Origin of the sequence: Rhizobium sp. PP-CC-3G-465 (assembly GCF_004343445.1) — a bacterium.
GTDB classification, from domain to species: Bacteria; Pseudomonadota; Alphaproteobacteria; order Rhizobiales; family Rhizobiaceae; genus Ferranicluibacter; species Ferranicluibacter rubi.
Genome location: NZ_SLYH01000001.1, coordinates 1081625 through 1107767, shown reverse-complemented (window position 1 = coordinate 1107767; position 26143 = coordinate 1081625). Strand labels below are relative to the sequence as shown.

Sequence of the window (26143 nt, the reverse complement as noted above, 5' to 3'; positions counted from 1 at the left end):
ATGGGTGTCGCCGAATGGCAATCCCGATCCGCCGACCGGAAACCAATGTAAAGGATCGTCAAGGAGACATCAGTTGATGATGAATTCCCCCCGCAACGCACGCCAGTCGCCCGCCGATATCAGCTTGCGATGGACGTAGCGTACCGAGTGGAGCGGCCCATCGAGCGTTTCCTGCCAGAATTTCAGGAAGCGTTTCATTTCGGGGAAATGCGGCGCCAGGTCGTAATGCTGCCAGAGGTAGCTCTGCAGGATCGCTTGGCGATCCGGCATTCGGTAGAGGATCTCGGCCGTGGTGAGGCCGTATCCTTTCAGCTGCAGTTCCATGTCAGATGCCATGCGAAACCTCATCTTTGCTGAATGACGGTCTCTAGAATGAAGCGCCGGAATGGTTAAGCAAGTCTTAATGACGGTCATGTGACGAAAAAAATCGTGTCTAACCAATGGCTTGGCAGCGAGAGGTGGAGAGTGCTGCCAACGCCTCGGCCGCTAGCGCTTCAGGTGCCGGGTCAGCCGGTTCTCCAGCCAGACCCACAGATTGCGCAGCGCTTCCACCATGATGAGATAGAAGATCGCGGCCCAGAGATAGGTCTGGTAGTCGAAGGTGCGGGAGAAGGCGCGGCGGGTTTCGCCCATGAGGTCGAAGACGGTGACGATGGCGACGATGGCCGACGCCTTGATCATGAGAATGATCTCGTTGCCGTAGGGTCGAAGCGCCACGATCATCGCCTGCGGCAGGATGATCTTGAAGAAGGCGATGCGCTCAGACAGGCCGAGCGAGGCCGCACCTTCGCGCTGGCCACGCGGCACGCTTTCGATCGCGCCGCGCAGGATTTCCGCCTGATAGGCCGCCGTGTTGAGCACGAAGGTCAGCAGCGCGCAGTACCAAGCCTCGCGGAAGAACCACCAGAGCCCGATCTCCGTCAATTGCGGCCGGAAGCTCCCGAGGCCGTAATAGATCAGGAAGAGCTGCATGATGACCGGCGTGCCGCGGAAGAAATAGACGTAGACGTAGGCGATCCAGTTCGCGACCTTGTTCTTCGACATGCGCCCGAGCGCGACCGGCAGCGAGAGAAGTGCGCCGAGCACGATGGAGGTCGAGACGAGACCGAGCGTGACGCCGAGGCCGGAGATGTAGCCGGGCCCGTAGCGCTGGAACTTTTCCGGATCGAACCCGCCGACGATGAGCATGCCGAGGCCGACGAAGACCGCCAGCCAAACGCCGAGAAGGACGCGGCCGAACAGGCGAGACAAGGTGTAGGGACGCGCTTCTTCGCGGGGCGCAGGCTGCGGCGGAAGCAGGTCCGTCGAGACAAAGGCCTGCACCGAGCGGACGCCTGGACCCGGCATATCCGTATCGAGCGCTGGCGGCGCGCCGGCGGGCGGAAGAGGCGGTGTCGCGCTCATCGGGCCACCTCCGAACGGCGCGCCCAGCGCTCCAGCGCGGAGAAGACGACGGAGGATGCTGCGGCGAGCAGCAGGAACAGAATGCAGGCGAGCCCGAAGAATTCGAACGCCTGCTTGGTCACGCGCGCGGCAACGCCGGTCTGGCGCAGGATATCCGGCAGGCCGATAACGGAGACGAGGGCGGTATCTTTCAAAAGTGCCATCCAGAGATTGCCGAGGCCCGGCAGAGCGATGCGGAAAAGCTGTGGCAGCACGATCAGCCGCATGGTCTTTCCCCGGCTGAAGCCGAGCGCGTCGCCCGCCTCGTATTGTCCTCTGGGAATGGCCTTGAAAGCGGATTGCAGGACCTCGGAGCAATAGGCCGAGAAGACGACGCCGAGCGCGACGATGCCGGCGAAGAACGCGTTGATCTCCACAGGGCCGGAATAGCCGACGCCTGCGAGCACCTGCTGCACAACGATCTGCAGGCCGTAATAGACGATGAACAGCGTCAGCAGTTCCGGCAGGCCGCGGAAGATGGTGGTGTAGATATCGGAGGACAGGCGGAGCGACTTCTCGCTCGACTGCTTGCCCAGTGCGACACAGAAGCCGAGCGCAAGGCCGACCGGCAGCGTGGCGATCGCCAGCGATGCGGTGATGAGAAAGCCGTAGCCGATCTCGTCGCCCCAGCCGGCATCGCCGCAGGCGAGCAGCGTGTTGCCGGCGAGAAGGCGGAAAATGCCGATCGGTCCGCACCACGGATCGAGCGTGGCGCCGAGCCACGACACGGCGGAAGAAAGCGCGGCCATGATTCCGCTCATCGTCTGGTCTGTCCCCTTGAGGCGCTTCTTGTTGGGCGCCTCTTGCTTACGGCATCGTTTGTCAAACAAAAACGGCGGGAGGGCAAGCTCCCGCCGCAGGATTTCGGACAAGCCGGGGAATTAGCCGCCGTAGACGTCGAAGGAGAAGTACTTGTCGTTGATTTCCTTGTACTTGCCGTTGGCGCGGATGGCCTTGATCGCCGTGTTGAACTTTTCGCGCAGATCGTTGTCGCCCTTGCGCAGTGCGATGCCGGCGCCTTCGCCATTGATGACGGGGTCGATCGGCAGCGTGCCGAGCAGCTTGCAGCAGTCGCCATCGGTGGTCTTCAGCCATTCCGAGAGAACGACGACGTCGTCGATGACGGCGTCGATACGGCCGTTGGCGATGTCGAGCTTGTACTCGTCGGAGGTCGGGTAGAGTTTCAGCTCGGCCTTCTTCATATGCGCTTCTGCATAGTTGGAATGCGTCGTGGAGGACTGGGCGCCGAGCGTCTTGCCGTCGAGACCGGCTTCGGTCGCCTCGGTGATCGGGCTATCCTTGGGCACGGCGATCGCCGGCGGGGTGTTGTAGTACTTTTCCGAGAAGTCCACCTGCTGCTTGCGCTCGGCCGTGATCGACATGGAGGCGATGAAGGCATCGTACTTCTTGGCGATCAGGGCGGGGATGGCACCATCCCAATCCTGGGTGACGAAGGTGCATTCGGCCTTCATCTCGACGCAGAGCGCCTTGGCGATGTCGATGTCGAAGCCGGTCAGCGAGCCGTCGGCTTCAAGAACGTTGAAGGGCGGGTAGGCGCCTTCGGTGCCGATGGTGATCTTTTCGCCGGCGGCGAGTGCCGTGCTCGCGGTCAGGGCGAAAACGGCCGCAGCGGCAGCCATGGTGAAACGTTTGGCGATAGGCATGTCGATCCTCTCTGTTGGCGCAGGCCCGGCTTGTTCTTTGTGTCCCGGGGCCATTCGCAAGCGACGGTGAACGGTCGCTTCGGTTGCGATATTCCGTCACCCGTTCGCAAATGCAACAGGAAAAGCGCGCGGGGAGAAAAGCGTGAACAGGCTCTGGCGGGAAGAGGAGGAAAGCCTATGTCCGCCGGGTGAACGCGGCATTCATCGCCAATTCATGCGCCTGTTGCTACCGCTCTGGCCATGGATCGCAGCCACAGTTGCGACCGTCCGTTACGCGGCGTTCAAACGTATACCGGCCCGGATCATCGGTGCCGGTTGACAAGAACAAGAACGGGATCTCTCTCAGGAGGAGACACCATGACCATTCGATCCAAGCTTTTCGCAACGGTAGCGATGCCGTTGCTCACAATGACGATAGGCTTGCAGCCGGCCTTGGCCGACGCGCAGATGAAGCCGTTCCAGGTGGCGCAGGCCGATCCGGAAGAAGAGTTGCCCCGGAAGCGCAGGCCTGTCGAAGGGCAGCAGGATGCAGCGCCGCAACAGCAGTCGGAGCCTTCCGAAAGCGGAGAAGGCCGCCCGAGCCGCGAAGAGCGCCGCAAGCAGCGCGATGCCGAGCAGCAATCGGGGGAAGAGCCGCCGCAGGCCCAGCCTTCGGGTGACGACACGCCCCGCCCGAGCCGCGAGGAGCGTCGCAAACAGCGCGAGGCCGAACAGCAGCAGAACAACGAGCAGGCGGCACCCGAGGCCCAACCTGCCGGCGAGGACGCGCCGCGACCGAGCCGTGAAGAGCGCCGCAAGCAGCGTGAAGCCGAGCAGCAGCAAAACGGCGAACAGCCGCAGGCCCAGCCTTCGGGCGAGGAAACGCCGCGACCGAGCCGCGAGGAACGCCGCAAGCAGCGTGAGGCCGAGCAGCAGAAGCAGAACGGCGAGCAGGCACAGCCCGAGGGCCAGCCGATGCCGGATCTCGATGGTCAGGCACCGCGCCAGAGCCGCGAAGAGCGTCGCAAGCAGCGCGAGGCCGAACAGCAAAAGAAGCAAGACGGCGCCGACACGCAAGAGCAGATCAAGCCGTCCGATCTCGATGCGACCCGGCCGCGCCAGACGGGGCAGGACGCCGACGCACCGGATGCCGCCGAACGCAAGCGCCAGCGCGAAGAGCGCATTCGCAAGCGTGAGGCGGAACGCCTCAACGGGCAACAGGATGGTGCCCAGCCCGGCGACACTGCCGAGCAACCTGCTGCCAGCAACCGGCAGCCAGCTGCCGGTGACATGACCGACGAAGAGCGGGCTCGTATCCGCGCCGAGCGCCGCAAGCAGCGCGAGGCCGAAGGCCAGCAGGCAGAGGATCCGGCACGTCCGGGCAGCGAGCCGAACGCCACGGATCCCGCGCAGGCGGGCGATAACGGCGCCAATCGGGATCGTCCCGCGCGGGACGTCGTGGACAAGCGTTCGCGTGAAGAACGCGAGAAGCTGGCGCGCGACCCGTCGAAGAGCGATGAAACGGTCGTCCTGCCGGTCGAGAACGGTGCCGCCGTGCTCGACAGCGACAAGGATGCCGACAATCGCGGCAACGACGACACCCGGGACCGCCGCCGTCGCGAGCGTGAACAGGTTCGCCAGGAACGCGACAACCAGCCGCCGCCGCGCACCGATGCCGACGCCCAGTCGGAGCACCGCGAACGCCGGCCGGATCGCGAAGAGCTGAACGCTGCCAACAACGAACGCGGCCGCCGCATCGACCGGGCGCCGGAATTCGATGCCGGCGATCTGATCGATGCGCTGACGGGTCAACGTCCGCGGATCGAGGAGCAGCGCAACAACCGCACCGTGCTCGATTTCGGTGACGAGATCGTTGTGAGGAGCGATGATCGTCCGCGCCTGCGCCGCGATGCCCGCGAGACCTATTACGAGGAACTGCCGCGTGGCAGAACCCGCGAGGTCATCGAGCGTCCGAACGGCATGCGTGTCGTGACGATCTACAATCGCTACGGCGATGTCATCCAGCGCACGCGCATCAATAGCGATGGCGAAGAGTACCTGATGGTCTATGCGCCGGAAGTCGACGAAGAAAAGCGCCCGCCGCGTTACGACGTCGGTGAGGATCTTCCGCCCATGCGCCTGACGGTGCCGGTGCGCGACTACATCATCGATACCTCGACGGATCCGGATCGCGACTACTACGACTTCCTGGCCGAGCCGCCGGTCGAACGGGTCGAGCGGACCTATTCGCTGGATGAAGTCCGGAACTCCGCCCGCATCCGCGACAAGGTGCGCCGTATCGATCTCGATACGATCACCTTCGCTACGGGTAGCGCCGAGGTCCCGACGTCGCAGGCAAAGACCCTGCGCAAGGTCGCGGACGCGATGATCGAGGTGATCGACAAGGATCCCGGCGAGACCTTCCTGATCGAAGGTCATACAGATGCGGTTGGCTCCGACCAGTCGAACCTCGTTCTCTCCGACGAACGGGCCGAATCCGTCGCCGCACTTCTGACCGACATCTACGAGATCCCGCCGGAAAACCTGGTCACACAGGGCTACGGAGAGCGATTCCTCAAGGTCCGCACGTCGGAAGCCGAGCAGGAAAACCGCCGCGTCACCATTCGCCGCGTCACCCCGCTCGTCCGCCCTGTCGCCCAGAAGTAAGGTTTTGAGGTGAGGGGCAGGTGGCCAGACATGGCCGCCTGCCCAGAATTTGCCATCTTCAAGGCCCTGAAGATGAAGAACCCGGTGCTCGTCGCGCCGGGTTCTTTTCGTCTGGACGTCTTATGAAAACGATTCTCCTCCTGCCGCTCCTCGCCGCCCTCGGCTTGGCTGCCCCGGCCTTGGCCCGCGACGGTCTGCTGGAACCGAAGCTGCATATCGCGGCAGGCAGCAAGGCACCACGCGTGGCGCTGACATTCGACGCCTGCATGGGGCTGGCCGACCAGCGTATCATCTCCGTCCTCATCGAAAACCGCATCTCGGCGACGATTTTCATCACGGAGCGCTGGCTGAAGCGGAACGCGGAGACGTTCGCGGTCTTCCGGGCTCATGCCGATCTGTTCGAGCTGGAAAACCACGGCGCGATGCACGTGCCGGCCATCGATCGTCCGGTCCCGGTCTACGGGATTGCCTCGGCCGGCTCTGCGCAGGCTGTCGAGGCCGAAGTCATGGGTGGAGCGAATGCGCTGGTCGCCAGCGGCGCACCACAGCCCCACTGGTTTCGCGGCGCTACGGCGAAGTACACGGCATCCTCGATCGCGCAGATCCGGGCCCTCGGCTTCGATGTTGCGGGCTACTCGCTGAATGGCGACGACGGATCGCTTTTGGGCGCCAAGATGGCCACGCGGCGGATCGCCAACGCCCATGATGGCGACGTCATCATCTCGCATATCAACCAGCCGACACATGCAGCCGGCGAAGGCGTTGCGGCGGGTATCCTCGCCTTGAAGGCAAAAGGATACGAGTTCGTGCGGCTCGACGCCGTCCATGAGGAAGGCAGCAACGCGACCGTCAACTGACGCGTCGTCTCACCGACGCTTGAGCCCGCAGGTCGCCTCCACGAAATCTGCGATGACGCCGGTATCATCAAGATCGAACACCGGAAGGCCTGCGTCGGGAACGGCGTGATCGGCCGCGATGGCGAGAATGTGCGGGTCGCCGGGCGCCAAAGGCTCGCGGTTCTTCGCCTCCAGCCGTCGCGCCTCGATTTTCGGGATCGGTTCGCGCTTGTAGCCTTCGATGAGAACGAGATCGCACGGCGCGAGACGCGCGAGAATGGCCTCGAAAGACGGCTCCGGTTCGCCACGAAGCTCATGCATGATCGCAAAGCGGGTGCCCGAGACGATCGTCACCTCGTGTGCACCGGCCTCGCGATGCCGCCAGCTGTCGGCGCCGATCTTGTCGATGTCGAAATCGTGATGGGCATGCTTCACAGTGGAAACCGTGTAACCCCGCGCCGTAAGTTCCGTCACCAGCCTGACGGCAAGCCCGGTCTTTCCGGAATTCTTCCAGCCGGCAATGCCAAAGATCTTCGGTGTGGTCATTGCTCTGCGGTCCCCGCGCGGGAAAGCATCCGCTCGATCATCTCGACATCTCCCGGCCTGTTCATGTTCGTGAAGGGATCGATATCCCCGTAGACATCTCCCGTCGCCGTGAAATCGACGACGACATGCGCATGCTGCTCGATGAAGCCGCGGACCCGTCGCTTGGCATCGGTTGCGATGAAGCGCTCCAGATCGTCGGCAAGCCAAGAGGACCAAAGTGCGAAGACGGGATGCAGGGTGTCCTTGGATGCCGCCACGGCGATCACGCTGTTCGTCTCGTCGAGGGCTTCGAGAAGCCGGCGTACGAATGCATGCGGGAAAAATGGAGCATCCACGGGAACGCTGGCGACAAGCGGGATATCGCGGGATTGCGCCAAGCGCAGCCCGGCGAGAACGCCCGCAAGCGGACCAAACGCCCCCGGCACCGCGTCGGGGATGGCTTCGATATCCGGGGCCAGTCCGGGGAAGGCGTGAGCGCCGTTGAAGGCGAGGGTTGTTACTTGCGGCCGCAGCCGCTCGAGGGCGCGTATGGCGAGCGGTGTTCCACCAAGGGGCAGGGCAGCCTTGTCACGCCCCATGCGGCGCGACAGACCGCTGGCGAGCACGACGCCGAGGATGGCCCGCGGTACATCTGCAGTCACGTCAGCCGCCTGTTACGCTCATATGCCGCGCAACGGCCGGGCGGTTCTGCGTGCGGTCGATGATGAAATCGTGGCCCTTCGGTTTACGGCCGATGGCCTCGTCGATCACCTGCGACAAAAGAGCGTCTTCTGGGGATGCGCGAACGGCGGCACGCAGATCCGCGGCATCGTTCTGCCCGAGGCACATATACAGCGTGCCCGTGCAGGTCAGCCGCACCCGATTGCAGCTTTCACAGAAATTATGCGTCATCGGCGTGATGAGGCCTAGCCGTCCGCCGGTTTCCGCGACCGTCATGTAACGCGCCGGGCCACCGGTGGCATAGGCGTTGTCGGTCAGAGTGAAAATCTTCGCCAGCCGGTCGCGCATCTCGGACAGCGGCATGTAGCGATCCGTCCGGTCCTCCTCGATCTCTCCCATCGGCATGGTCTCGATCAGCGTCAGATCCATGCCGCGACCGTGCGCCCAGCGAATCATGTCGGGAATTTCGAGATCGTTGAAGCCCTTGAGGGCGACGGCGTTGATCTTCACGTGGATGCCCGCCGCCTGCGCGGCATCGATGCCCTCCAGCACTTTCGACAGGTCTCCCCAGCGGGTGATCTCCCGGAACTTCACCGGGTCGAGCGTATCCATCGACACGTTGATGCGCTTCACGCCGGCGTCTGCCAGTTCCTGCGCGTAGCGCGCCAGCTGCGAGCCGTTGGTGGTCAGCGTCAGCTCGTCCAGCGTTCCCTCTTCGATCTTTTTGCCCAGCGCCCGCACGAGATGCATGATGTTCTTGCGCACCAGCGGTTCACCACCGGTCAGCCGTAGCTTGCGCACGCCCTTTTCGATGAAGGCGGAACAGATGCGCTCCAGCTCTTCCAGCGTCAGGAGATCCTTCTTCGGCAGGAAATTCATGTTCTCCGCCATGCAATAGGTGCAGCGGAAATCGCAGCGGTCGGTGACGGAGACGCGCAAGTAAGTCACCGCCCGGCCGAACGGATCGATCATCGGCGCGGTGGAGTTTACGAGCGCCACGGCTCCGCGCTTGTCGATCGGGCGTCTGTCGATGATGATGGTGTTCACAAGCGTCTCCGTCGTCCTGCCCACAAACATCGTGCCTGGGACGAGATGCGTCAAGGCCGGCTGTGGTTCGCGGCCTGCAATGATGGGCGTGTCAGTTTCCTTGAGGGGGAAACTGCGCTAGGTCTCTGAAAAATCAAGCGGTGGCTGGCGCACGGGCGTAACGGGCGCGGAGGGACGGACATGACGAGCGAGATCTGGCCTAAGGAATTGCGTGTCTCCAAGGACCGGAGAACGCTGACCGTGACCTTCAATGACGGGGTCGCCGGCGTCCTTCCTGCCGAGATGCTGCGCGTGCTTTCGCCATCGGCGGAAGTCCAGGGCCATGGTCCGGGCCAGAAGGTCACCGTGCCCGGCAAGCGCAACGTGGCCATCGCCGCGATGACGCCGACGGGAAACTACGCCGTGCGGATCGCCTTCGACGATGGTCACGACACCGGCATCTTCACCTGGACCTACCTGCGGGACCTCAGCATCGACGGTGCCACGCCCTTCGCGGCCTACGAACAGGAATTGAGCGCCAAGGGCCTCGACCGCGGCCCAGTTCGCAGCGGGCAGGGTACGAATGAGGACGCCGCGCGATGAGCACGCTTTTCCAGTCGCTGCGGGATCGGGCCGGCTGGATGCGGGAGCGTCGTGAGGGAGAGGACGACAAGGTCGCGTTTCCCGAGCTGTTCTTCGATCTGGTCTTCGTCTTCTCGCTGATCCAGTTGTCGCACACGCTTGCCGGTCATTACTCCCTCATGGGCGCGCTCGAAGCGCTGTTGATGATTCTCGCCGTCTGGTGGGTTTGGATCTTCACTACCTGGGTCACGAACTGGCTCGATCCGGACCGGATGCCGGTTCGCGCCATGCTGTTCGCCCTGATGTTCGGCGCCCTGCTGCTATCGACGGCGATCAACGACGCTTTCGGCGACAAGGCGCTGCTGTTCGCCATCTCCTATGTCGCCATGCAGGTCGGCCGGTCGCTGTTCACGGTCTACGCGATGCACGGGCACAGCCCCGACAACGCGCGCGATTTCCTGCGCATCACCTGCTGGCTGATCCTCTCCGGCGTGTTCTGGATCGCGGGCGCTCTGATCGGCGGCGAAGCGCAGCTCTTCATCTGGATCGCTGCGCTCACCATCGAATATGTCTCGCCCGCCGTCGGCTTCCGGGTGCCCGGATTGGGCCGTTCCGAGTTCGACGATTGGGACGTGCTTGGTGCACACATGGCCGAGCGATGCGCTCTATTCGTCCTGATCTGTCTCGGCGAAACGATTCTCGTAACGGGCCGCACGCTTGCCGAAATGGAGGTGACGCCGCTCGTCTTCGTTCTCGCCGTCAGCAGCTTCGGGTCGACCGTCACGATGTGGTGGATCTATTTCCGGTTCGGGCAGGAACGAGCGGCTGCGCAGATCGAGAGCGACGAGTCGCCCGGCGAAGCCGCGCGCACCATTTTCACCTACGCCCATATCCCGGTGGTCGCAGGCATCATTCTCTGCGCCGTCGCCGACGAATTCGTGCTCGCCCATCCGCATGGCGCGATCGACCTGAAGACGGCCAGCGCCATCATCGGTGGCCCCATCGTCTTTCTCGCCGGCAATGTCTGGATCAAGAGTTCGGTCGCCCCGCGCCTGTCCGTTTCGCATCTCGCGGGCATCGGACTGTTGGTGCTCGCGGCACCGCTCGCCTTTGTGGTCGAGCCGCACGTCCTCCTGATCATCTCCTTCATCATTCTCGTCATCGTCGCCGTCTGGGAATACCTGACGCTCAAATCCGTGCGTTGAACCCGCATCAAACCCATCTGGAACTGGAAGAACAATGCCCCTGAAAGTCTACCTCGCCGGCCCCGAGGTCTTCCTGCCCAACGCGCGGGAGATCTTGGATCTCAAGGCGGAGCGCGCGAGGGCTGCAGGCTTCGAGCCGCTGAGCCCAGGCGATCTTGCGATCCCTCCGGCCGAGACGAAGTTCGGCATGGGTCTCGCGATCAGCCAGGTCAATGAAGGGATGATGCGCGCGGCCGATGCCGTCATCGCTAACCTCACCCCGTTCCGCGGCGTCGCCGCCGATGTCGGCACGGCCTTCGAGGTCGGCTTCATGTGCGCGCAGGGCAAGCTGGTCTATGCCTACACGAACATTGCCCAATCCCACTACGACCGTTGCTCGGCCTATTATGGCGGCGAGATTCGCGAGACGACCGATGGCCGGCATCGCGGGCCCGACGGTATCTCTATCGAGAACTTCGACATGGCCGACAATCTGATGCTGGATGGCGGCATTGCAGCCCGTGGTGGCGCGCTGGTGGTGGGGAATGCGGCGGCCGATGCGCTCTACACGGACCTCGCGGCCTTCGAGGAATGCCTTCGACTGCTCGCCGAGCAGCAGGGCACGACGGCCTGACCACCGTCCTCGATCGATCTCACTGCATAATTCCTCAAGCCGGAATCGGCTTGAGGAATTATGCAGCAAATTTTATGCCTTAGAGCGATCTTAGCGCGTCATGAGTGACGCGTGGCGCTCTAACGGCGATAGAGAAGCCAGTTGCGGCCGGTGTCTTTCTTCATGCCGTCCTCGAACAGCATGGTCCGGTTGCGCCCGGCATTCTTGGCGCAGTAGAGCGCCACGTCGGCCTTGTTGTAGAGATCGACCGGGTCTTCCGCGAGGGAGGCCTGGCAGACACCGATGGATAGCGTGATCGGGCCGTAGTTCACGCCCGTCTTCGAATTCTTGAACGGCGTGTTGGCCAGCGCCGTGCGGATGCGGTCGGCGACCTGCACGCATTCCTCGACGGTCTGGTCGTTGAGGATGATCGCGAACTCTTCGCCGCCGGTGCGCGCGACGAACGCGTCCCGGCGCAGGTTCGAGCGGATGACGGTGCCGACCGTCGCGAGGATCTTGTCGCCGACCGGATGGCCGAACGTGTCGTTGACCTTCTTGAAATGATCGATATCGGCGATCAGAAGCCCGGTATAGGTCTTGATCTGATCCGAATTGTAGACCGACGACAGCTTCTCGTCGAAGGCTCGTCGGTTGGCGAGACGGGTGAGGGAATCGGTGTTGGCGATCCGCTTGTACTCGTCCAACTCCTGCCGGATGACATCCATCTCCACCGATTTCAGGGAGACGTTCTCGGCCAGTTCCTTGCCCTGGCTCATCGTGTCTTCGGTGGCGCGGGAGAGCAGCGTCACCGCACTGCGAAGGATCTCGACGCTCGCAGCGCTCTTGTTGTTGATGTTGTCGGCGGCTTCCCCGAGGACCCGATTGTAGCTCTCGAGCGCGAACTGCTCGTCGCGCATCAGGGCCAGGAGGTCGTTCAACTGCGCGGCAAGACGGCTATGCGCGCGCTCGACGCCGGCAGCGTGATGGATATGGGCAAAGTAGCGGGCGCCGATCTCGTCCAGCTCTTCCTGCGTGGCCTTGCTGCCGAGCGCGGCCAGCTCTTTCGTCAGGCGCGGGTTCGAGCCGATATAGGCTTCGTAATAGAGCTCGTAATTGCGCGGGATCGGGGCAATGCCCATGATCCGCATCGCAAAGGTAACCTGCGCCGCAATATCCGGAGCTTGCCCCTTGGGTGATGTCGCAGGCTGCACGAACGCCCTCCTGTTTTCCTGACCTTGGCATCGGGAACGACGTCATTGTCGCTCCGCGAACGCACTTGGCTGCAGGTGTGCCTCTCGATCGATCGGAGGAGGCGTTCTGCAATGGCGTATTCTAGGGAGGAAAAGATGAGAGAAAGTTTAACGATTGTTCAAAACATTCTTTAACCCATTAAGACCGGAGCTTCGCGTGCGCACAAAAAAACCTTGCTGGAGACCAGCAAGGTTTTTGAAGCAATCGCTTCAGCCGCTCGTCCGCAAGCGGCCGCATGCTTCGCTCCAGCGGATCAGGCTGTGATCGTCATCACGAAGGGCTGATCATCGTTTCCGGACGAACCACGGCGTCGAACTCCTCGTTCGTCACATAGCCGCCGCCGACGGCTTCTTCGCGGAGCGTCGTCCCGTTCTTATGAGCGGTCTTGGCGATCTTGGCGGCGTTGTCGTAGCCGATCTTCGGCGCCAGCGCCGTGACGAGCATCAGCGAACGGTCGAGGGCCGCCTTGATGTTGTCTTCGCGCGCCTCGATGCCGATGACGCAGTTGTCGGTGAAGGATACGGCGGCATCGGCCAGTAGTTGGACCGACTGCAGGAAGTTGTAGGCCATCAGCGGATTGTAGACGTTCAGCTCGAAATGGCCCTGGCTGCCGGCGAAGGTCAGCGAGGCGTTGTTGCCGAAGACCTGAACGCAGACCTGGGTCAGCGCTTCGCACTGCGTGGGGTTGACTTTGCCCGGCATGATCGAGGAGCCCGGCTCGTTTTCCGGCAGCGACAGCTCGCCGAGGCCCGAGCGCGGGCCGGAGCCGAGAAGCCGGATATCGTTGGCGATCTTGAAGAGAGCGGCTGCCGTCGAATTGATGGCGCCATGGCTGAACACCATGGAATCGTGCGCGGCCAGCGCCTCGAACTTGTTCGGTGCGGAGGTGAAGGCGATTCCGGTGATCGCGGCGATCTCTTCGGCGACCTTTTCGGCAAAGCCGATCGGTGCGTTGAGCCCGGTGCCGACCGCCGTACCACCCTGGGCGAGTTCCTGCAGGCCGGAAAGGGTCATCTCGATGCGCTTGATGGAGGAGGCCACCTGAGCCGCATAGCCGGAGAATTCCTGGCCGAGCGTCAGCGGGGTTGCGTCCTGCGTATGCGTGCGGCCGATCTTGATGATATGGTCGAAGGCCTTCACCTTGGCTTCGAGCGCCACATGCAGATGCTTCAGCGCCGGCAGCAGGTCGTGCACGACGCGTTCCGCGCAGGCGATGTGCATGGCGGTCGGGAACGTGTCGTTGGACGACTGGCTCATATTGACGTGGTCGTTCGGGTGAACCGGCTTCTTGGAGCCCATGACGCCGCCGAGAAGTTCGATCGCGCGGTTCGAGATGACCTCGTTTGCGTTCATGTTCGACTGCGTGCCGGAACCGGTCTGCCAGACGACGAGGGGGAAATGATCGTCGAGCTTGCCGTCGATCACTTCCTGCGCGGCGCGAAGGATGGGTTCGCCGACGGCGGGGTCGAGTCGTCCCAGTGCCATATTGGCCTTGGCCGCCGCCTGCTTGACGATGCCGAGGGCCCGCACGATGGACAGCGGCTGCTTTTCCCAACCGATCTTGAAATTGCCGAGGGAACGCTGGGCCTGTGCGCCCCAATAGCGGTCGTTCTGGACCTCGATCGGGCCGAATGTATCTGTTTCCGTGCGGGTGGCTGTCATCGTCTCTTCCCTGCTTCGTCTGATGCGGCACCGTCGAGCGCTGCAAGATCCTCGGAGCCGGCCGTGACAAGGCCCGGCCGGGCTGGCGTCTTCTGTGGCCCAGGAGCCGCCCGGTTGTAAAGAGGCAGGAGAGGGCTGCCGGCCGTACAATCGTTTGAAAGATCCCGGGCGGTGAAGGACTCGACACGTCCCGGTGACAGCGGCTCGGAGGCGCTTTCTGTGCCTTTTGTAACACAGGCTGAATGTCTCTCGAAAACCCGTGGCCGCATGCCGAAAATAATCACGGCCGGCGCTGTAAATCCATCAAGGCGAAAAGCAAGGACTATCAGTTTCTTGACCTGCTCCACTCTTCGTCGAGACGGATTTTTTCCGTAAGCACCCGCCTGATTCCGCCAAGCGCGTTTCCTTTTCATTCACCAACATTTCTTATAAGTCGGATGCTTGGTGACATGAACGGCATCGGGCGCCACCCGCCATGAGGCGGCACTGCGATACGGAAAGTTCGGCTATGACATTGAAGAAGACAGCAGCGATCGTCACCCTCATGTCGGGGTGCGCCCTGACCACGCTCCACGTCGGTCATGCCGACGCCATGACGCTGATGGACCTGTTCCGTCGCAACCGCGCGCCAGAGACCCTTCAGACGCTGCCGGAGGTTGCTCCGGCTCCCGCGCAGGAACAGTCCGCGCCGGCCCGGCGGAGCGCCTCGTCATCGCCGGCACCCCGTGTCGTCGGCCCGAAATATTATACCTACAAGGCTGAAGCCCCGCGCCGCATCGAGACCGATCGGCTGGTCGATCCGGTCGTCACCGGCTCGCTCCGCCCCGATCTGGTATCGACCGGCAACACGACGCCGCTCAGCGATATCAGGCCTTACATGCCGTCCGTCACCGCTTATGCGGCTCCCGATGTCGCCAAGACGATCGAGGCCTATTACGCCGGGACGGATGCGCTGATCTGGATCGACGCCGCCGGCGTGAACAACCGCGCGCGTGCCGCCATGGCCGTGCTGGCGGATGCCGCCAGCATCGGGCTCGATCCCCAGGATTACGCCGTCACGCTTCCCTCGGAAACGCCGGATGCGACCGATATGGCCGCCCGTGAAAAATCTCTTGTCTCCTTCGAGATCCGCCTGAGCGCGGCCGTGATGACCTATGTGCAGGATACGGTTCGCGGTCGTATCGATCCGAATGCGATCTCCGGCTACCACGATTTCAAGCGCAAGGACGTCAACCTCGCCGGCAAGCTGCGCGTCATCGCCGCCAGCCACGATGTCGCTGCCTTCCTGGCGACGCAGACGCCGTCCAACCCCGAATTCACCGCCCTTCGCGACGAGCTGAAGCGGCTGGAGGCGACCGCCGACGGCCAGCCGCGCATCGAGATCCCGGAAGGCACACTCCTGAAGCCGGGTATCGCCGATCCCGGCATGCCGGCTGTCGTCGCTGCCATCAAGGTAAAGGGCTCCGATGCGCTGAAAACGGACCATACCGCGACACTCGCCGCCTATCAGGGCAGCGAGGACTATACGCCCGATCTTGTGGCGCTGGTCGAGGGATTCCAGAAGGAAAACGGCCTGAAGCCGGATGGCATCGTCGGACGCGCCTCGATCCGCATCCTGAGCGGCGGCGACAGCAATGCCGACAAGATTGCCAAGCTCCGCATCGCCATGGAGCAGGCCCGCTGGCTTCCCGCCGACCTCGGCAGCCGCTACGTCTTCATCAACCAGCCGGCCTTCACGGCCTCCTATCATGATGCCGGCGTCGAGCAGTTCAACATGCGCGTCGTCGTCGGTTCGAAGACGAACCAGACGTATTTCTTCGAGGACCAGATCCAGACCGTCGAGTTCAACCCCTATTGGGGCGTGCCGCAGTCGATCATCATCAACGAGATGCTGCCGAAGCTGCGCAGCGATCCGGGCTATCTCGATCGTCTGGGCTATCAGGTGGAAGTCGCCGGCCGCGCCGTGTCGTCCTACGACGTCGATTGGTACGGCTCCACCAAGGGCGTCTCCGTGCGCCAGCCGCCGTCCGATGACAATGCGCTTGGCGAACTGAAGATCCTGTTCCCCAACGCGCATGCGATCTACATGCACGACACGCCGTCCAAGAGCTTCTTCAAGAAGGACATGCGGGCGCTCAGCCATGGCTGCGTCCGGCTCGCCGACCCCCGCCGCATGGCCGCTGCCGTGCTCGGCACGACGGTGGACGATGTCGCCAAGCAGATCGCCGGCGGCCGCAACAAGGGCGTCTCGGTTCCGGGCCGCATCCCCGTCTACGTCGCCTACTTCACCGCGTGGCCGGACAAGGATGGGCGCATCGCCTATTTCGACGATGTCTACGATCGCGACATGTACATGAACCGCGCGTTCGACGCGACCCGTCAGGTCCGCCGCATCGAAGGCTGAGTCTTCGCATCGCGCCAGCCCCTCTGCAAAGTCTTATCCGAGCCGGCCCGTTGAACGGGCCGGCTTTTTCGTGTGCGTGAGTCCTCCTCCGAAGGCGGACACGAAAAAGCCGCGGGCTGTGCACCCGCGGCTTGTCTTTCAACGAAATGTTGAATGTCAGCGCTTGGAAACCGGGATGTAGTCCCGCTTCGGTTCGCCGACGTAGAGCTGGCGCGGACGGCCGATGCGCTGTTCCGGATCTTCGATCATTTCGTTCCACTGCGCGATCCAGCCGACGGTGCGGGCCAGCGCGAACAGCACGGTGAACATGGTCGTGGGGAAGCCGAGCGCCTTTAGAGTGATACCCGAGTAGAAGTCGATGTTCGGGTAGAGCTTCTTCTCGATGAAGTAGGGATCGGTCAGCGCGATGCGCTCGAGTTCCATGGCGACCTGCAGCAGCGGATCGTCCTTGTGGCCGAGTTCGGCCAGCACTTCATGCGTGGTCTTCTGCATGATCTTAGCGCGCGGATCGTAGTTCTTGTAGACGCGGTGACCGAAGCCCATCAGACGGAAGGGATCGTTCTTGTCCTTGGCCTTGGCGACATATTCCGGAATACGATCGACCGTGCCGATTTCCGCCAGCATGTTGAGAGCCGCTTCATTGGCGCCGCCGTGAGCCGGGCCCCAGAGGCAGGCAATGCCGGCCGCGATACAGGCGAAGGGGTTTGCGCCCGACGAGCCGGCGAGACGAACCGTCGAGGTCGATGCGTTCTGCTCATGGTCGGCATGGAGAATGAAGATCCGGTCCATGGCGCGCGCGAGCACCGGGTTGACCTTGTACTCTTCACACGGAACCGCAAAGCACATGTGCAGGAAGTTCGATGCGTAATCGAGGTCGTTCTTCGGGTAAACGAAGGGCTGGCCGATATGGTACTTGTAGGCCATAGCGGCGAGCGTCGGCATCTTTGCGATCATGCGCAGGCTTGCAACCATACGCTGGTGCGGATCGGTGATATCCGTCGAGTCGTGATAGAAAGCCGAGAGCGCGCCGACACAGCCGCACATGACAGCCATCGGGTGGGCATCGCGGCGGAAGCCGGTGAAGAATCGCGACATCTGCTCGTGCACCATGGTGTGGTGCGTGACGCGGTGATCGAAGTCGATCTTCTGCGTCTTGGTCGGCAGTTCGCCGTAGAGAAGAAGATAGCAGACCTCGAGGAAATCGCCCTGTTCGGCGAGCTGTTCGATGGGAAAGCCGCGGTGGAGAAGAATGCCTTCGTCACCGTCGATATAGGTAATCTTGGACTCGCAGGATGCGGTCGATGTGAATCCCGGATCGTAGGTGAACTGGCCCGTCTGCTTGTAGAGCGTGCCGATATCGACGACCTCTGGGCCGATGGACCCGGACCGCACCGGCAGCTCGACCGATTTATCGTTGACCGTCACCGTTGCGCTTTTGCCTGCCATATAGCGATCCTCCATTTGCACCGAAACGGCACGAAAGCGTGCCGCAATTCATCGTTGTTGCCTCAGTGCTACCGCATTTGATACCCCCTGCCAAGCGCTCGGGGGCTTACGTTTTGCGATGCAGCATAAACATCTTGCGGCGCGATAGTTGCATGGATTGTTGGCAGTTCCAATCGCAGCTGCATAGGAAAGTCGCGGCTTTCCGCGCTTGATCGGCGACATGATGAAGAATTAGGCAGTAACTCGAAATTGTAAATCGGCCTGTTTTCTGCAACATTTTCCGACGGTGGTGAGAGGGGGCATGCATGTGATGCGTAAGGTGCCCGAAACGATGACGGACGTCCGCCCGCGGCTAGCTGATCGCGCTCTTCATGAGCCGGGTCCTGAGGAACGCCCGCTGGTCGTCTCGTCCCCGGCCAGCCGGAGTTTCCCGCGATTTCCGCAGCTGTCGATGCGCGCACAAGGTCGCCGGATCGCCGCCCTGCGGCCGCGCCCTTCCACCTGGCCGGATCGTTGCCGCGCGGCCTGGGAAGAGGAAGCGGCTTTTGGGCATCCGTTTCTCTTCCTGCCGCTGCTGATTGCCTTGGGGGCTATTCTCTGGTTTTCCGCACGCGATCCACCCGGTCTCGTCAATGTTGCAGTGCTGGCATGTGTTTTTTGCATGGCGAGTGGCGTGCTCCTGTCGCGGCCCGGGTGGGTGCGTCTGGTCGTGCTCATGGCAACGGGCCTGCTGCTGGGCGCGACATCGGCGGCCTTCGAGACCGCCCGGACGGCCACCGTCATGCTGGACTCGCCGGTAACGACGACGATGACTGGGCGAATCCTGAGCCGGGAGATCGCCGGAAGAAATGCCTATCGCTACATCGTCGCCCTTCAGCGCACCGAGGCGCCGACGCTGCGGCGGCCGCCGACGACCCTGACGCTCGTTGTTCGCAACGGCGGCGCGGCAAAGGTTGGCGATGTTATCAAGGGCAGGGCGCGTCTTTCGCCGCCCTCCGGCCCCGCACTCGCCGGCCTCAACGATTTTGGCTTCGACAGCTTCTTCAAAGGCATTGGTGCCGTGGGCTATGCCTATGGAAAACCGCAGATCCTCGCCGATGCCGGCGGCCGAGAGACGGGCAATGTGTCCTTGATCGACAGGGGCTGGGCCGGCCTGGCCGTTTGGCGCGAAGCGATCGGCATCCGGATCCGCGCGACGATCCCCGGGGATGCGGGCGCCATCGCGGCCGCTCTCGTCACGGCGGAAGAGCGGGCGATCAGCCGCGACAGCATTACCGCCTTGCGAAATTCCGGCCTCGGCCATGTGCTGGCGATCTCCGGGCTCAACATGGTGCTGGCCGCGGGCACGCTGCTGGTCGGCCTGCGAACGGGTCTCAGCCTTGTGCCCGGCCTAGCCCACCGCGTGCCGATCAAGAAAATCGCGGCGGCCGGGGCTCTGCTGATGGTGTGCTTCTACATCCTGATTTCCGGAGGTGCCGTTTCCGCGGTCCGGTCGTGGATCATGATCGTCATCATGCTCGTCGCCGTCTTCTTCGATCGACCCTCGATCAGCCTACGCAACGTTGCCATCGCAGCACTGGTTATTCTGGCGGTGGACCCGTCCGCCGTGTCCGGTCCCGGGTTCCAGATGTCTTTTGCCGCAACGCTGGCCCTTGTCGCCGGCTATGCCCGCTGGAGGGAGCGCGAGGTGCCCACCGGACGGCGCGAGGGAAACGAAATGCTCGCCGGCATTCGCGGTTTCCTCGCAGGACTGTTTCTCAGTTCGCTGATCGGTGGCGTCTCGACGATGATCTACTCCGCGGCACACTTCAACCAGCTACCCGCCTACGGCCTGCTCGGCAATATGCTGGCCATGCCTGTCATCGGCATCGTGGTGATGCCGGCCGGGCTTATCGCGATGCTGCTGATGCCGCTCGGGCTCGATACCCTGCCGCTGATTGTGATGGGATACGGGCTGGAGGTTATGCTGGCGGTCGCCCGCTTCGTCTCGTCGCTGGGTGGCCAGATCATGACCGGGCGCCTGCCGCACGCGGCCTTCGCGCTGATCGCCATCGGAGGTGTTGTTCTCTGCCTATTGCGAACGCGGCTCGCGCTCGCAGGCCTCGGGCTCGCCATCCTTGGCCTCTGCATTGCTATCGCTGCTCCGTCCGAACGTCCGGCTGTGGTGATTGCCGAGGACGGACGGCTTGCCGCGATCATCGACGGCACGGCAGGCGCCAGCAATCGAACCCGGCCACCTGCCTTCATCTATGGCCAGTGGACGCGGGCGCTCCGTCTGGACAGACACGATGCACCGACTGCCCGAACCGATCTCGCTCTGCCCGAGCCGCCATCGCCGACCACCGACAGGCGGAACCGGCCGGCCTTCGAACCCTCCGCAGCCCGTGCTGCTCTCAGCCGGCTGATCGGCGAAGGGGAAAAGGGTCGTTTCTCCTGCGTCCCCGAACAATGGTGTGCCACGACGTCGCACCAGGGTTGGGTCGTCGTGACGGTGGAGGATCGAAAGCTCGTCGGTGCGGCCTGCGATCTCGCCGATCTCGTCGTGACATCCGCGAGCCTTGCCTTCCCCACCTGCCGATCCGGAGCATTCCTCGCCGGCGCCCGCATGCTCCGGAAAACGGGCGCGCTCGAAATCTACGCTGACTCGAGCGCGCCGGACGGCAGACGGATCGTCCCGGCGATGGAAGGGCTCAGCCGTCCGTGGCAGCGCCACCGCGCCTATGACTGGCGGCTCGATTCGTTTCCGGACGGTGCGCCCGCCAGCGGCGAAGCCCTCGAGTCTGCCGTCGGTGAATAATCATGATCAAAACACTCTACAAATCTTGCCTTCCACACCGTCTCTGTCATATGAGAGCGCGAACGACGTCACAGAGGTGACGAAACCGGCCGCGGCCGGCGCCCGAGATCATCCTCCGCCACTTGGCACGGATGGATCGCTTGAGATGGACGGATCATGTCGAACCGCAAGTTTTCCACGCCCTTTTTCGCCGCCGCCCTGATGGGGGCCCTCGCGATGTCGCTGCCGGTCTACGCCCAGACGGCTGTCCCTCCGGCACCCGCCACGGAGCCGGCGCCTTCGGCCCAGCCGGCGCCCACCGATCCCGCCCCATCGGTACCAGCGCCACAGACGACGACACCGGCGGCATCCGAAACGGCACCGGCCACGCCTGCGCCCGACGAGCCCCCGACGGAACTTCAGGAGTTCACCGCTGAAGACGGCGCCGACCCGGCGCTGCCGCATGATCTGTCGCCGGTCGGCATGTTCCTGGCGGCAGACTATGTCGTGAAGGGCGTGATGATCGCGCTGGCGCTCGCCTCGGTCGCCACTTGGTCGATTCTTGTCTTCAAAGTCTTCGAACTCTCGGCAGCCAAGGCGCGCCTGCGGCGGGCGCTCGCCCATCTCACCGATGCGACAGGCCTGCGTGACGCGTCCGAAAACGGTGCAGTTCGCAGCGGACCGGCAGTGGCGATGCTGACGGCGGCAGGTCAGGAACTGACCAAATCCGAGCCAGTCCTCGATCTCGTGCCGGGTGAAGGCGTCAAGGAGCGCGTCGCCTCGCGCCTCCAGCGCATCGAAGCCGGTGCTGGCAAGAAGATCGCGTCTGGCACGGGCGTCCTGGCCACTGTCGGTTCCATCTCGCCCTTCGTCGGCCTGTTCGGCACCGTCTGGGGCATCATGAATTCCTTCATCGGCATCAGCCAGGCCCAGACTACCAACCTTGCCATCGTCGCACCCGGCATCGCCGAGGCGCTTCTGGCGACGGCGATCGGTCTTGTCGCGGCGATCCCGGCTGTGGTCATCTACAATTACTTCGCTCGCTCCATCGCCGGCTACCGCCTGATTCTCGCGGACACGGCCGCAGCCGTCGATCGTCTCGTCAGCCGCGACCTCGATTTCCGCCTGGCCCGCCGCACCGCGCCACGGCTGGCCGACACGATCAAGCAGGGCGAAACGCCCGTCGCACGGGCGAGGTAGACCATGGCAACGCGACTTGGCGACAGCGGTGGCGGCGATCTCGAGGAAAACGCAGAGATCAACGTCACACCCTTCATCGATGTCATGCTGGTGCTTCTGATCATTTTCATGGTCGCAGCGCCGCTGGCCACCGTCGATATGAAGGTGGATCTTCCGCAATCGGCGGCAAAGCCGACTCCGCGCAGCGACGACAAGCCTGTGTTCATCACGCTGAAGTCCGACCTGACGCTTGCGCTTGGCAACGAGACGACGGACGAAACGCGTTTTGCTACGGACCTCGACGGTATGACCGAAGGCAACAAACAGACACGCATTCTCCTGCGGGCCGACAAGACGGTCGATTACGGTGCGTTGATGGACCTGATGAACAGAATCCAGCAGGCAGGCTACAGCAAGATCGCACTGGTCGGTCTCGAGGGTACACCGGCCGCGCGGTGAGTGCTTCAGGCGCACGAGACGAAGAGCGATTTTCCGATCCCTGCATTCGCCGCTTGAAACGCACGAAGCGGCGATTTATGAGCTTTGCAAGGCAGCCCGCCAATGCGGCGGACGCAGGCCGTCCGGACAATGGTCCATAAGGGCGGCGTTCAAAGCGGATCGAAGAGGCACGCGCGATGGATTTCGAAGCAGCACGTATCAAGATGGTCGACAACCAGGTTCGCACCACGGATGTCACCTCTCATACGGTCCTTTCCGCTTTCCTCGCGGTTCCCCGCGAAGCGTTCGTTCCGGAAAACCGCAAGCAACTCGCCTATATCGACACGGATATCGCCGTTTCCCAGGCCGATGGCGGCCGATATGTCATGGAGCCGTCGCCGTTGGCGAGGCTGCTGCAGCTCGGCGAGATCACCGTAACCGACTCCATTCTCGAGATCGGCTGCACCACCGGATACACCTCGGCCCTCCTGTCTCTGCTGGGCAAGGATGTGATCGCGCTGGAAAGCGACGCCGATCTGGCCGCCCAGGCGAAAGCCAACCTGTCCAGCCTCGGCTACGCGAACGTCAATGTCGTGACGGGTCCCCTTGAAGCCGGTTACCCCAGCAAAGCGCCGTATGATGTCATCTTCGTCAATGGCGCGATCGAAACGGTTCCCGCGGCCCTGACGTCCCAGCTGAGGGATGGTGGTCGCCTGATCGCCGTCGTCGGCTTCGGCAATGCTTCGCGGGCCAAGGTTTTCATGCGCGAGGGTGGCAAGGCATCCGAGCGCAAAGCTTTCAACACGGCCGTCAAGCCGCTGCCGGGCTTCCGCATCGCCAAGGAATTCGTGTTCTGATCGTCTGATCGCCAATCTTCGATGGATACGAGAAGCCGGGCCGCCGAGAAAGCGTCCCGGCTTTTTCATGCCCGCGAACCGCGGCGGCTCGCCCGAACGTGCTATGGTCAGCCCGGCGCCATGCTGGCCAATTAGGTCTAGCTTGAATACCGGTCCGGCTTTAGAGCGACCTGATGCGCGACAGCAACGCTACGCCACTGTAAGGTTACGCAGAGCCGTTTCCGTCTTGCGCACATTGCTGCAGGGCTGGCATCGAATAGTCCTGCGGTCGTAGCTGTTCCCACCGTCGGTATGGCTGTTGCCGCGGAAACACTGACGTCTATGTGCGGGTGCCGGAGTGCTGGGTCCTGTCATACTGGAGGCATCGCATGAAAATGCTGCACACCGTTGCCATACTCGGGCTGGCTCTCGTTTCCCCTGCCTCCGCCGAGACGATGGCGGAAGCCATGGCGAAGGCTTATGCCAACAATCCGGACCTGAACGCGGCGCGCGCCGGTCTTCGGGCTGTGGACGAATCCGTCACGATCGCGAAGTCCGGTTACCGGCCCCAGGTTTCGGCGGTGGCGACCGGCACGCAGACGCGCTTCGATAGCGAGTTGCAGAGACGCCCGCGAGACTTCCACCAGGGGTCCGCCGGACTGACGATCACCCAGCAGATCTTCGACGGTTTCCAGACCCTGAACGAGGTCCGCGCGTCCGAATCCACCGTCCTTTCCAATCGGGAAAGCCTGAAGGCCAACGAGATCTCCATCTTGCTCTCGGCTGCGGAAGCCTATGCCAATATCGTCCGCGACCAGCAGGTCGTCGGCATTCGCCGCCAGAACCTTGCCTTCCTCAAGGAGCAGCTGAAGGCCGCAAATGCCCGGCTGACGGTGGGCGAGGGCACGCGTACGGATGTCAGCCAAGCCGAGGCGGAGCTTGCAAGTGCCAAGGCGCTGCTTGCCACGGCGGTATCGCAGCAGAAGCAGAGTGAGGCGGTCTATGTCCAGATCGTCGGCGGCGCGCCTCGCGATATCAAGGCGGCGTCGCCCGCCAAGATCGGCATGCCGCGCACGCTCGAACAAGCTGTCGCCGCAGGCCTTCGGGACAATCCGCAGATCATCGCCGCGGAATATGCCGTCGATGCCGCCGGCTACCGGGTGAAGCAGGCGGAGGGCACCATGCTGCCCGGCGTGACGATCCAGGGCTCGGTCAGCCGCAACACCGGCGATTCTGTCAACAATGGCGGGATCGACAGCACCTCGGGGTCGATCACCGCGCGCCTTCAGGTGCCCATCTACCAAGGTGGTGCCGAATACGGCCAGGTGCGGCAGGCCAAGGAGCGGGCAGGCCAGCAACGTATCGTCGTCGACAGTGTCCGGCTCGACGTTGAGAAGACGGTCGTCAGCGCCCACGCCCAACTGGATGCCGCCCGCGCTTCCATTACCGCCAATAAGGAGCAGATCCGGGCTGCGAACCAGGCGCTGGCTGGTGTCATCGAGGAGCGCAAGGTGGGGCAACGCACGACGCTCGACGTGCTCGACGCCCAGCAATCGGTGCTGATCGCGCGCGAAAGCCTCGCGGCATCACAGCGCAACGCCGTCGTCGCCAGCTATTCTCTGCTCGCCAGCATGGGCGCGCTCACCGTACGAGGTCAGAACCTGAACGTTGCGGAATATCGTCCGGAAGAACACTACGAGGCGGTGAAGAACAAATGGTTCGGCTTGAGCCCTGTTGAGGGGCGTTGACCGCCGAAGTCTCGTTTGCCTGCAAGGACCGGATGACGGGAGAAACAAATCTGTGCATCATCGCGGGAGGATGATTCGCGGCATTCCGCCTAACGGACAAGTCGCTTAAGGGTCATCAGGCTCTGCGCGAAGCGGCGGCGCGCGTTGAATGAAACGAGGATCTGCAATGGCACAATCGAACCTGGCGCGCGAACCGTCGATGGACGAAATTCTCGCTTCGATCCGCAAGATCATCGAGAGCAACGAGGCGACGGGCCCGGGTCTTCCCGCCAATGATCACGGTCCGATGTCGGACAGCTATTACGCCAGCGACCGAGCCTACCTCGACGAGGAGCAGGCCGAAGACATCCAGCTGACGATCGACGACACCGTCTTCCCCGAGTTCGATGCATCCGAGGCCGATATCGGTCATCGGCAAGTGCCTTCTCCGTCCTACGCCATGGAAGAGCCGCCCCGCGCCGTGCCCTCCGCGCCGCTCTCGCTGGCAGATGTTGCCGCCCGCGTTCGGGCTGCGTCCGAACGCCAGACGATGCCGCGCGAAGCCGTTGCCACACCCCGCGATCAGCAGGCGAGGGCACCCCAGACCACCGCACCGCGTCAGGACGTGCAGCAACCTCTGCCTCAGGCAAACGTCGCAGCGGCTTCCCAGCCCGAACCGATCCGTGTGATGGCCTATCGCGAACCGGTTGTCGTGGAGACACAGAGCGAGCAGGATCTCGCTTATCAGGCAGAGGTGGAGGCATCCATTCGCGCCATGGCGCGCGACGTCGTCACGCCACACCTTGTGACGGACGAGGTTGCCGCCCCCGAGACCGCCAATGCTGGAACGACCGTGACGACACAGCCGGAAACGCCAGCTGCAGCGCCGATTGCGTCGTCCGACGCATCGTCGCAGGTGCGGGAAAAAGACGTCACCGCCATCCTTTCGGATGCGGTCAGCGAGCAGGTGTCCCGTTCGTTCGGCGAGCTGGCGCTGGCAATCGATAGCAGTCCGCGCCGTTCCTTCGACGAGATCGCGGAAGAAATGCTGCGTCCGATGCTTCATGAGTGGCTCGACGACAATCTGCCGACGCTGGTGGAGCGCCTCGTGCGCGAAGAAATCGAACGCGTGGCGCGCGGCCCGCGCCGCTAACCCCCTTCGATAGCGGCGTCCGGCAGGAGCGCATTCTTGCGCGTTCGGCACGCCGACGCCTGATCATCAAC

22 protein-coding genes are annotated in these 26143 nt (G+C 63.2%); 12 read left to right on the top strand and 10 right to left on the bottom strand.

The genetic code is table 11. The features are described from left to right. Window positions 1-69: 69 nt before the first annotated feature. From C8J33_RS05120 to C8J33_RS05105, 4 genes are all read right to left on the bottom strand, one after another. Window positions 70-336: an usg protein gene (locus C8J33_RS05120; RefSeq protein ID WP_092933569.1), complete on the bottom strand. Its 267-nt coding sequence runs from the start codon at window positions 334-336 to the stop codon at window positions 70-72. A gap of 150 nt (window positions 337-486) precedes the next feature. Continuing rightward, a complete protein-coding gene (locus C8J33_RS05115) occupies window positions 487-1347 on the bottom strand; it encodes an ABC transporter permease (protein ID WP_132664461.1) in 861 nt (286 codons plus the stop codon). Window positions 1348-1400: 53 nt separating this feature from the next. Continuing rightward, window positions 1401-2204, bottom strand: coding sequence for an ABC transporter permease (locus C8J33_RS05110; protein WP_132663356.1), 804 nt, complete (start codon window positions 2202-2204; stop codon window positions 1401-1403). A 120-nt stretch (window positions 2205-2324) separates the two neighbouring features. Beyond that, window positions 2325-3107, bottom strand: coding sequence for an ABC transporter substrate-binding protein (locus tag C8J33_RS05105; RefSeq protein ID WP_110729688.1), 783 nt, complete (start codon window positions 3105-3107; stop codon window positions 2325-2327). Between the two features lie 357 nt (window positions 3108-3464). On the opposite strand from C8J33_RS05105, the gene C8J33_RS05100 reads away from it, so the two are divergent. Both C8J33_RS05100 and C8J33_RS05095 read left to right on the top strand, forming a co-directional pair. Further along, entirely contained in the window at window positions 3465-5753 is a 2289-nt protein-coding gene (locus C8J33_RS05100; RefSeq protein WP_132663355.1) for an OmpA family protein, read from the top strand. Between the two features lie 122 nt (window positions 5754-5875). Further along, on the top strand, window positions 5876-6610 hold the full coding sequence (locus tag C8J33_RS05095; protein ID WP_132663354.1) for a polysaccharide deacetylase family protein: 735 nt from the start codon (window positions 5876-5878) through the stop codon (window positions 6608-6610). A 9-nt stretch (window positions 6611-6619) separates the two neighbouring features. Here C8J33_RS05095 and mobB read toward each other — a convergent pair whose 3' ends face one another. From mobB to moaA, 3 genes are read right to left on the bottom strand one after another with little or no spacing between them, the layout of a single operon-like run. Further along, window positions 6620-7135, bottom strand: a complete 516-nt coding sequence (gene mobB, locus C8J33_RS05090; protein ID WP_132663353.1) for a molybdopterin-guanine dinucleotide biosynthesis protein B — start codon at window positions 7133-7135, stop codon at window positions 6620-6622. Continuing rightward, a complete protein-coding gene (gene mobA / locus C8J33_RS05085; RefSeq protein ID WP_132663352.1) occupies window positions 7132-7776 on the bottom strand; it encodes a molybdenum cofactor guanylyltransferase MobA in 645 nt (214 codons plus the stop codon). The genes mobB and mobA overlap by 4 nt, the downstream gene beginning before the upstream one ends. Before the next feature lies 1 nt (window position 7777). After that, window positions 7778-8767: a GTP 3',8-cyclase MoaA gene (gene moaA / locus C8J33_RS05080; protein ID WP_245506862.1), complete on the bottom strand. Its 990-nt coding sequence runs from the start codon at window positions 8765-8767 to the stop codon at window positions 7778-7780. Window positions 8768-9022: 255 nt separating this feature from the next. Between moaA and C8J33_RS05075 the strand changes: the two genes are divergently transcribed. The 3 genes from C8J33_RS05075 to C8J33_RS05065 are packed head-to-tail and all read left to right on the top strand — an operon-like array spanning window position 9023 to window position 11221. Further along, window positions 9023-9424: a gamma-butyrobetaine hydroxylase-like domain-containing protein gene (locus C8J33_RS05075; RefSeq protein WP_110798828.1), complete on the top strand. Its 402-nt coding sequence runs from the start codon at window positions 9023-9025 to the stop codon at window positions 9422-9424. Further along, window positions 9421-10608, top strand: coding sequence for a low temperature requirement protein A (locus tag C8J33_RS05070; RefSeq protein ID WP_422037518.1), 1188 nt, complete (start codon window positions 9421-9423; stop codon window positions 10606-10608). Before C8J33_RS05075 ends, C8J33_RS05070 begins: the two co-directional genes overlap by 4 nt. 34 nt (window positions 10609-10642) lie before the next feature. Further along, window positions 10643-11221 carry a nucleoside 2-deoxyribosyltransferase gene (locus C8J33_RS05065; protein WP_132663351.1) on the top strand — a complete coding sequence of 193 codons (579 nt, stop codon included), beginning with the start codon at window positions 10643-10645 and terminating at the stop codon, window positions 11219-11221. Between the two features lie 119 nt (window positions 11222-11340). On the opposite strand, the gene C8J33_RS05060 is transcribed toward C8J33_RS05065, so the two are convergent. Then, a complete protein-coding gene (locus C8J33_RS05060) occupies window positions 11341-12411 on the bottom strand; it encodes a GGDEF domain-containing protein (RefSeq protein ID WP_132663350.1) in 1071 nt (356 codons plus the stop codon). A gap of 310 nt (window positions 12412-12721) precedes the next feature. Next, entirely contained in the window at window positions 12722-14113 is a 1392-nt protein-coding gene (gene fumC, locus C8J33_RS05055; RefSeq protein ID WP_132663349.1) for a class II fumarate hydratase, read from the bottom strand. Window positions 14114-14621: 508 nt separating this feature from the next. Here fumC and C8J33_RS05050 point away from each other — a divergent pair. Continuing rightward, window positions 14622-16517, top strand: a complete 1896-nt coding sequence (locus C8J33_RS05050) for a L,D-transpeptidase family protein (RefSeq protein ID WP_132663348.1) — start codon at window positions 14622-14624, stop codon at window positions 16515-16517. A 156-nt stretch (window positions 16518-16673) separates the two neighbouring features. Here the strand turns inward: C8J33_RS05050 and gltA are convergent, their stop codons facing one another. Then, the gene (gene gltA / locus C8J33_RS05045) at window positions 16674-17963 is read right to left on the bottom strand and encodes a citrate synthase (protein ID WP_092936179.1); all 1290 of its coding nucleotides are present in this window, start codon (window positions 17961-17963) and stop codon (window positions 16674-16676) included. 310 nt (window positions 17964-18273) lie between these two features. Between gltA and C8J33_RS05040 the strand changes: the two genes are divergently transcribed. The 6 genes from C8J33_RS05040 (at window position 18274) to C8J33_RS05015 (ending at window position 26072) form a co-directional block, all read left to right on the top strand. Next, entirely contained in the window at window positions 18274-20760 is a 2487-nt protein-coding gene (locus C8J33_RS05040) for a ComEC/Rec2 family competence protein (protein ID WP_245507064.1), read from the top strand. Between the two features lie 156 nt (window positions 20761-20916). Further along, a complete protein-coding gene (exbB, locus tag C8J33_RS05035; RefSeq protein ID WP_245507063.1) occupies window positions 20917-21939 on the top strand; it encodes a tonB-system energizer ExbB in 1023 nt (340 codons plus the stop codon). Window positions 21940-21942: 3 nt separating this feature from the next. Next, entirely contained in the window at window positions 21943-22377 is a 435-nt protein-coding gene (gene exbD, locus C8J33_RS05030; RefSeq protein ID WP_132663347.1) for a TonB system transport protein ExbD, read from the top strand. 176 nt (window positions 22378-22553) lie between these two features. Beyond that, window positions 22554-23213, top strand: a complete 660-nt coding sequence (locus C8J33_RS05025; RefSeq protein ID WP_132663346.1) for a protein-L-isoaspartate O-methyltransferase family protein — start codon at window positions 22554-22556, stop codon at window positions 23211-23213. Window positions 23214-23581: 368 nt separating this feature from the next. After that, window positions 23582-24940 (top strand): TolC family outer membrane protein, encoded by a 1359-nt coding sequence (locus C8J33_RS05020; RefSeq protein ID WP_132663345.1) that lies wholly within the window; start codon window positions 23582-23584, stop codon window positions 24938-24940. 166 nt (window positions 24941-25106) lie between these two features. Then, the gene (locus C8J33_RS05015; RefSeq protein WP_132663344.1) at window positions 25107-26072 is read left to right on the top strand and encodes a PopZ family protein; all 966 of its coding nucleotides are present in this window, start codon (window positions 25107-25109) and stop codon (window positions 26070-26072) included. The last annotated feature ends 71 nt before the right edge of the window (window positions 26073-26143 follow it).

Excerpts from the sequence above, each read along its gene's own strand:
- C8J33_RS05120 (WP_092933569.1), bottom strand. The coding sequence starts at position 336 with ATGGCATCTGACATGGAACTGCAGCTGAAAGGATACGGCCTCACCACG.
- C8J33_RS05115 (WP_132664461.1), bottom strand. The coding sequence starts at position 1,347 with ATGCCGGGTCCAGGCGTCCGCTCGGTGCAGGCCTTTGTCTCGACGGAC.
- C8J33_RS05110 (WP_132663356.1), bottom strand. The coding sequence starts at position 2,204 with ATGAGCGGAATCATGGCCGCGCTTTCTTCCGCCGTGTCGTGGCTCGGC.
- C8J33_RS05105 (WP_110729688.1), bottom strand. The coding sequence starts at position 3,107 with ATGCCTATCGCCAAACGTTTCACCATGGCTGCCGCTGCGGCCGTTTTC.
- C8J33_RS05100 (WP_132663355.1), top strand. The coding sequence starts at position 3,465 with ATGACCATTCGATCCAAGCTTTTCGCAACGGTAGCGATGCCGTTGCTC.
- C8J33_RS05095 (WP_132663354.1), top strand. The coding sequence starts at position 5,876 with ATGAAAACGATTCTCCTCCTGCCGCTCCTCGCCGCCCTCGGCTTGGCT.
- mobB (WP_132663353.1), bottom strand. The coding sequence starts at position 7,135 with ATGACCACACCGAAGATCTTTGGCATTGCCGGCTGGAAGAATTCCGGA.
- moaA (WP_245506862.1), bottom strand. The coding sequence starts at position 8,767 with ATGATCGATCCGTTCGGCCGGGCGGTGACTTACTTGCGCGTCTCCGTC.
- C8J33_RS05075 (WP_110798828.1), top strand. The coding sequence starts at position 9,023 with ATGACGAGCGAGATCTGGCCTAAGGAATTGCGTGTCTCCAAGGACCGG.
- C8J33_RS05070 (WP_422037518.1), top strand. The coding sequence starts at position 9,421 with ATGAGCACGCTTTTCCAGTCGCTGCGGGATCGGGCCGGCTGGATGCGG.
- C8J33_RS05065 (WP_132663351.1), top strand. The coding sequence starts at position 10,643 with ATGCCCCTGAAAGTCTACCTCGCCGGCCCCGAGGTCTTCCTGCCCAAC.
- fumC (WP_132663349.1), bottom strand. The coding sequence starts at position 14,113 with ATGACAGCCACCCGCACGGAAACAGATACATTCGGCCCGATCGAGGTC.
- C8J33_RS05050 (WP_132663348.1), top strand. The coding sequence starts at position 14,622 with ATGACATTGAAGAAGACAGCAGCGATCGTCACCCTCATGTCGGGGTGC.
- gltA (WP_092936179.1), bottom strand. The coding sequence starts at position 17,963 with ATGGCAGGCAAAAGCGCAACGGTGACGGTCAACGATAAATCGGTCGAG.
- C8J33_RS05040 (WP_245507064.1), top strand. The coding sequence starts at position 18,274 with ATGCGTAAGGTGCCCGAAACGATGACGGACGTCCGCCCGCGGCTAGCT.
- exbB (WP_245507063.1), top strand. The coding sequence starts at position 20,917 with ATGTCGAACCGCAAGTTTTCCACGCCCTTTTTCGCCGCCGCCCTGATG.
- exbD (WP_132663347.1), top strand. The coding sequence starts at position 21,943 with ATGGCAACGCGACTTGGCGACAGCGGTGGCGGCGATCTCGAGGAAAAC.
- C8J33_RS05025 (WP_132663346.1), top strand. The coding sequence starts at position 22,554 with ATGGATTTCGAAGCAGCACGTATCAAGATGGTCGACAACCAGGTTCGC.
- C8J33_RS05020 (WP_132663345.1), top strand. The coding sequence starts at position 23,582 with ATGAAAATGCTGCACACCGTTGCCATACTCGGGCTGGCTCTCGTTTCC.
- C8J33_RS05015 (WP_132663344.1), top strand. The coding sequence starts at position 25,107 with ATGGCACAATCGAACCTGGCGCGCGAACCGTCGATGGACGAAATTCTC.